The sequence below is a fragment of the Paucihalobacter sp. genome, from assembly GCF_036825875.1.
Classification (GTDB): Bacteria; Bacteroidota; Bacteroidia; order Flavobacteriales; family Flavobacteriaceae; genus Paucihalobacter.
Window position 1 is genome coordinate 1 of the sequence record NZ_DAISXK010000005.1, and the last position, 5144, is coordinate 5144.

Consider the following 5144-nt stretch of genomic DNA (forward strand, 5'->3'; position numbering starts at 1 on the left):
CATGGCCGGACGCGGCTCCAGATTAAGACCACATACCTTAACCATTCCAAAACCGCTAATACCGGTAGCTGGACAACCCATTGTGCACCGCTTGGTGAAGGACATTGCCAAAGTGCTCAATCAACCAATAGAAGAAGTAGCTTTTGTATTGGGCGATCCTGCATTTTTTGGAGATGAAGTAGTAAATAGTTTAACCGAGTTAGCCCAATCACTTGGTGCTAAGGCAAGTATTTATCGTCAAGACCAACCTTTAGGCACTGGGCATGCTATTATGTGTGCCAAACCATCACTTTCAGGACCAGCGGTTATCGCCTATGCCGACACGTTAATTCGTGCTACCTTTAACTTAGACCCAGAAGCTGATGCCGTTATTTGGACCAAAGAAGTTGAAAATCCGGAGGCTTTTGGTGTCGTAAAATTGAATGCGCAACAACATATTGTTGAATTAGTTGAAAAGCCGAGCAGCTTTGTTTCTAACCAAGCGGTGATTGGTATTTATTATTTTAAAGATGTGGCTGTTTTAAAAGACAAACTTCAAGAGGTTTTAGACGAAAACATCACCAATGGTGGCGAGTATCAAATAAACGATGGTATTAAACGTATGATTGCTGAAGGTCGTATTTTTAAAACCGGTACTGTGGATGAATGGATGGATTGCGGTAATAAAGCCGTTACCATCGAAACCAACAGCAAAATGCTAGGCTTTCTAAAAGAGGACAACGAAGAGGTTTTAATATCAAATTCAATAAATCAATTTAATACAACTATTCTCGAGCCATGCTTTATTGGTGAAAATGTAGTTTTAAAGGATTGTATTATTGGCCCTTACGTATCAATCGGTAACAACTGCAATTTAGAAAACACCAGCGTTAAAAACAGCTTAATACAAAACAACACCAAGATTATAAACGCTAAATTAGACCAAGCGATGATAGGTAATTACGTTCATTTTGACGGTGAGTTTAAAAGCATTAGTATCGGCGATTATTCAGTATTAGAGTAAATTTTTGAGTGAGATTGAATTTTTTGCAGATTTTGGAATAACTATTGATACCTAGCGTTATTACATTACAATTAGAATCATTTTCATGAAACAATCAGCATTGGTTATTATCTTTTTATTGGGATTAATTTTTAATCCAACAAATAGCTATGCACAAATTGATTTCAATAAAAAACCTGATGATGACTTGGGAAATGTTGAAGATAAGTTTCAAGAACTGTTTTTTGAAGCGCTGAAGCAAAAAGGCATTGAAAATTACCAGCGCGCCATAGACGCATTGCTAAAATGTGAGGAACTCAATAACGAGGAAGCTGTTATTTATTTAGAATTAGGTAAAAATTACATTCAGTTAGAGCAATTAAATCTTGCCGAAGAAGCTTTGCTAAAAGGGCTAAAAATCACACCAAAAAACGAATGGATGTTAGACCAACTTTACGAAGTATATACACAGCAAAATAATATCCCTAAAGCTGTTGAAATAGTAAAGAAACTGGTGGAGGTACATCCCGATTACAAACAAGATTTAGCAACCTTATACATAAGACAAAAACAATTCGACGACGCTTTAAAGTTATTGGATGAACTTGATAAAAATTTAGGTTTGTCTCCTGTGCGCAACAACATGCGAAACGAAATTTACAAACAAACCGCAGGAGACGACAGTCAAATAAGCGATTTGCAAAATCGCATCAAAAGTAATCCAAAAAACGAAAGTAATTATTTGGCCTTAATTTATAGTTACCAACAAAACGGCAATCAAGATAAAGCTTTTGAAACTGCTCAAAATTTACTAAAAGAAATTCCAGAATCGGAGTTGGTACATGTAGCCTTATATGAGTTTTATTTACAGAACAATCAGGCAGAAGATGCGTTTAAATCTGCAGAAAAAGCCCTGATTAGCGCTGAGGTTAATAACAACGATAAAACAAAAATTCTTCAAAATTTAGTGAATTTTGTCGGCAATAATCCACAACACGAAAACAAATTAATCGCTTTAACCACCCTAATTAGTAGCGATCAAAGCTCGGAATCCTTAAGCGAAGTAGCCAATTATTATCTTCAATTGGGCGATAAACAAAAAGCACTAGAAAGCTACCAAAAGGCACTTCAGCAGAACCCAACAGATTTTACCTTAATTAAAAATAGTTTATTGTTGCAATTAGATTTACAGCTATATGATAATGCCGCGAAAGAAAGCGCGCAAGCACTTAGTTTATTTCCAGCGCAACCTTTATTGTATTTATTAAATGGTGTTGCGCAAAACAACTTAAAAAACGCTGATAAAGCTATTGAAAATTTAGAAATGGGCTTAGATTTTTTAATTGACGATAAAAAAATGGAAGCCGATTTTTACCAACAGCTAAGCATTTCATATCAACTTAAAGATAATATTGCCAAAAGCAAAACGTTTGCTGAAAAGGCAGCAGCCATTATAAAAGCCCAATAACTTGTATGCTTAACAAAATTTCCATTTTTAGATTTGCAACGCTTTGCGTGTTATTATTTGCAATGTCATGTAAAAGCAGTAAAACGTTTGTAAGCAATGGCGAGGTGAATGACAATATTTCTGCAAAACAGTTGATTCGTGCGGTTGAGAAAAGCAATACCGATTTTAAAACCTTTCAGTCCAGGTTGAATTTAGAATATTCTGAAGGTGAAAAGTCACAAAGCTTTAACTTAACTTTGCGAATAGAAAAGGACGAAACCATTTGGTTGAGCGCAACATTAGGATTAGCTAGAGCAATTATCACCCCTAAAAAAGTACAGTTTTACGATAAAATAAACAACCAATATTTTGATGGTGATTATTCAATATTGAGTGATTTTTTAGGCACTGAACTCGATTTTTTCCAGTTGCAAAGTTTACTTTTGGGTGAATCTATTGTGGATTTAAATAAAGGAACTTACAGCCTAGCAAATTCAGTAAATTCTTATGGGCTCCAGCCGAAACAGCAGAAGACCTTATATAATTTATTGGTATTGTTTAATCCTTCACATTTTAAACTGGATGGATTTTCAATATCGCAGCCACTTAAAAATCGGCAGCTAATGACGAATTACAAAAGCTTTCAAAAAGTGAACAATAAGTTATTTCCGGAGCAAATAGATATCATTGCTACTGAAGATAATGAATCAGTTTTTATTAAATTGGAAATGAAATCTATAAGTTTAAATGAGGCATTGCGATTTCCATTTAAAATTCCTAGTGGTTACAAAGAAATTGTTTTAAAATGAACGTGAAATTGTATCGTATTTTATTAGTGGTGCTATTGTTTCAAACCTTTGTGTTCGGACAAAGTGATAAACAAAAAGCGCTCGAAACCCAACGCATTCAGCTACAAAAGGAAATTACACAAATTAATAGTTTGTTGTTTTCAAATAAGAAAAAAGAAAAGTCGGTTTTAAACATGGTTGAAGACCTAAACTATAAAATCCGTGTAAGGCAAAATCTTATAAAAACCACCAATGAACAAGCTAATTTACTCACCAGAGAAATTAACGATAACCAAAATCAAATTTCAAATCTTAGAGATCAACTTAAACAGTTAAAGGAAGATTATGCGGGTATGATTGTGAAATCCTATAAAAGCAAATCGCAGCAAAGTAGGATTATGTTTTTACTCTCTTCCGACGATTTTAAACAAGCCTACAAACGATTACAATATATTCAGCAATACGCAGATTATCAAAAACAGCAAGGCGAAGCCATAAAGGAAAAAACCGAAACACTTCAAGCCTTGAATATAACGCTTTCTAAACAAAAGGAAGACAAGCAAAAACTTATTGAAGAAAACCGCAAAGCCAAAGCCGACCTAGAGTCCGATTTAAAATCGCAAAACACCTTAATGGCGAGTATTAAAACTGAGCTCAAGCAATTTGCCACACAAATCAAAACCAAGCAACAAGAAATTGACCGTATAGATGCCGAAATTAAAAAACTCATTAGAGAAGCCATTGCAAGCTCTAACAAAGCATCAGGCAACACTACCAACACCGGAAAATTTGTACTAACGCCAGCCGGTAAGGCTTTGGCAGCAAATTTCGTCGCCAATAAGGGTAAATTACCTTGGCCAGTTGAGCGTGGTGTCATTAAAATGCGTTACGGCACACAACGCTCGCTTATAGACAATACTGTTACCATAAAAAGTAATGGCATCAGAATTGCCACAGAAAAAAGCGCACAGGTTAAAGCAGTGTTTGAAGGTGAAGTATTTGCAGTGCAATTGATTAAATTTAGTAATCCGTCGGTGTATATCAAACACGGTAACTACATTTCGGTATATACCAATTTATCGAAAGTATTAGTAAAAAAAGGCGATAAGGTTTCTACTGGACAGGCCATCGGCGAAGTGTTTACTGATATGAACGGCGAAACTATGTTACGGTTTTCTATATACAAAGAAGACCAAACTGAAAATCCTGAATTGTGGTTGGCTAAATAGGCATTACAACATACTTAAAAAAATAATGCCTTCAACTCGGTAGCATCATGTGGTTTCATTTTGCCAGCCAATACTAAGGCTAGTTGTTTACGACGCAGTGCTGCATTGTAGCGTTCTTTTTCTAAATCAGTTTCGGGAATCAGTTCAGGAACTTGAACAGGTCGGCCAGTTTCATCAACGGCTACAAAAGTATAAATAGCTTCGTTGGCTTTGTCTTTACTTCCTGATTCGCGGTCTTCAATCCAAACATCTAAAAACACTTCCATTGAGGATTTAAATGAGCGCGATACCTTAGCTTCCACAGTTACCACACTTCCTAGCGGGATAGCGCGATTAAAGGCTACGTGATTAACTGAGGCGGTCACTACAATACGCCGCGAGTGCCTGCGTGCCGCTATACTGGCAGCGCGATCCATACGCGCCAACAATTCGCCACCAAAAAGGTTGTTAATAGGGTTGGTTTCACTCGGTAAAACCAAATCGGTCATGATGGTTAAAGAGTTCTGGGCTGTTTTGGGTTGCATGGGTTTAAATATAAATTACACCATGCAAAGGTACGGCTAAAAATGAAATCAATCCAACTGCTTCACCAACAACCAAGCTTCCTTATTATGAGTAGCTCTAATGCTTCTCAATGTGTTTAAAGCTTCAATGCGGTCGCTGTAACTGCCGTAAACTACTTCGTGTAGTCCGTATTT

5 protein-coding genes are annotated in these 5144 nt (G+C 36.3%); 4 read left to right on the forward strand and 1 reads right to left on the reverse strand.

The genetic code is table 11. The features are described from left to right. Position 1 precedes the first annotated feature (1 nt). From V7Z48_RS02485 to V7Z48_RS02500, 4 genes are all read left to right on the forward strand, one after another. Entirely contained in the window at positions 2-1003 is a 1002-nt protein-coding gene (locus V7Z48_RS02485; protein WP_334111810.1) for a sugar phosphate nucleotidyltransferase, read from the forward strand. An 85-nt stretch (positions 1004-1088) separates the two neighbouring features. Beyond that, entirely contained in the window at positions 1089-2450 is a 1362-nt protein-coding gene (locus tag V7Z48_RS02490; RefSeq protein WP_334111811.1) for a tetratricopeptide repeat protein, read from the forward strand. A gap of 5 nt (positions 2451-2455) precedes the next feature. Continuing rightward, positions 2456-3238 carry a DUF4292 domain-containing protein gene (locus V7Z48_RS02495; RefSeq protein ID WP_334111812.1) on the forward strand — a complete coding sequence of 261 codons (783 nt, stop codon included), beginning with the start codon at positions 2456-2458 and terminating at the stop codon, positions 3236-3238. Next, positions 3235-4446 (forward strand): murein hydrolase activator EnvC family protein, encoded by a 1212-nt coding sequence (locus tag V7Z48_RS02500; protein ID WP_334111813.1) that lies wholly within the window; start codon positions 3235-3237, stop codon positions 4444-4446. Before V7Z48_RS02495 ends, V7Z48_RS02500 begins: the two co-directional genes overlap by 4 nt. A gap of 14 nt (positions 4447-4460) precedes the next feature. On the opposite strand, the gene V7Z48_RS02505 is transcribed toward V7Z48_RS02500, so the two are convergent. After that, positions 4461-4970 carry an acyl-CoA thioesterase gene (locus tag V7Z48_RS02505; RefSeq protein ID WP_334111814.1) on the reverse strand — a complete coding sequence of 170 codons (510 nt, stop codon included), beginning with the start codon at positions 4968-4970 and terminating at the stop codon, positions 4461-4463. Between the last annotated feature and the right edge of the window lie 174 nt (positions 4971-5144).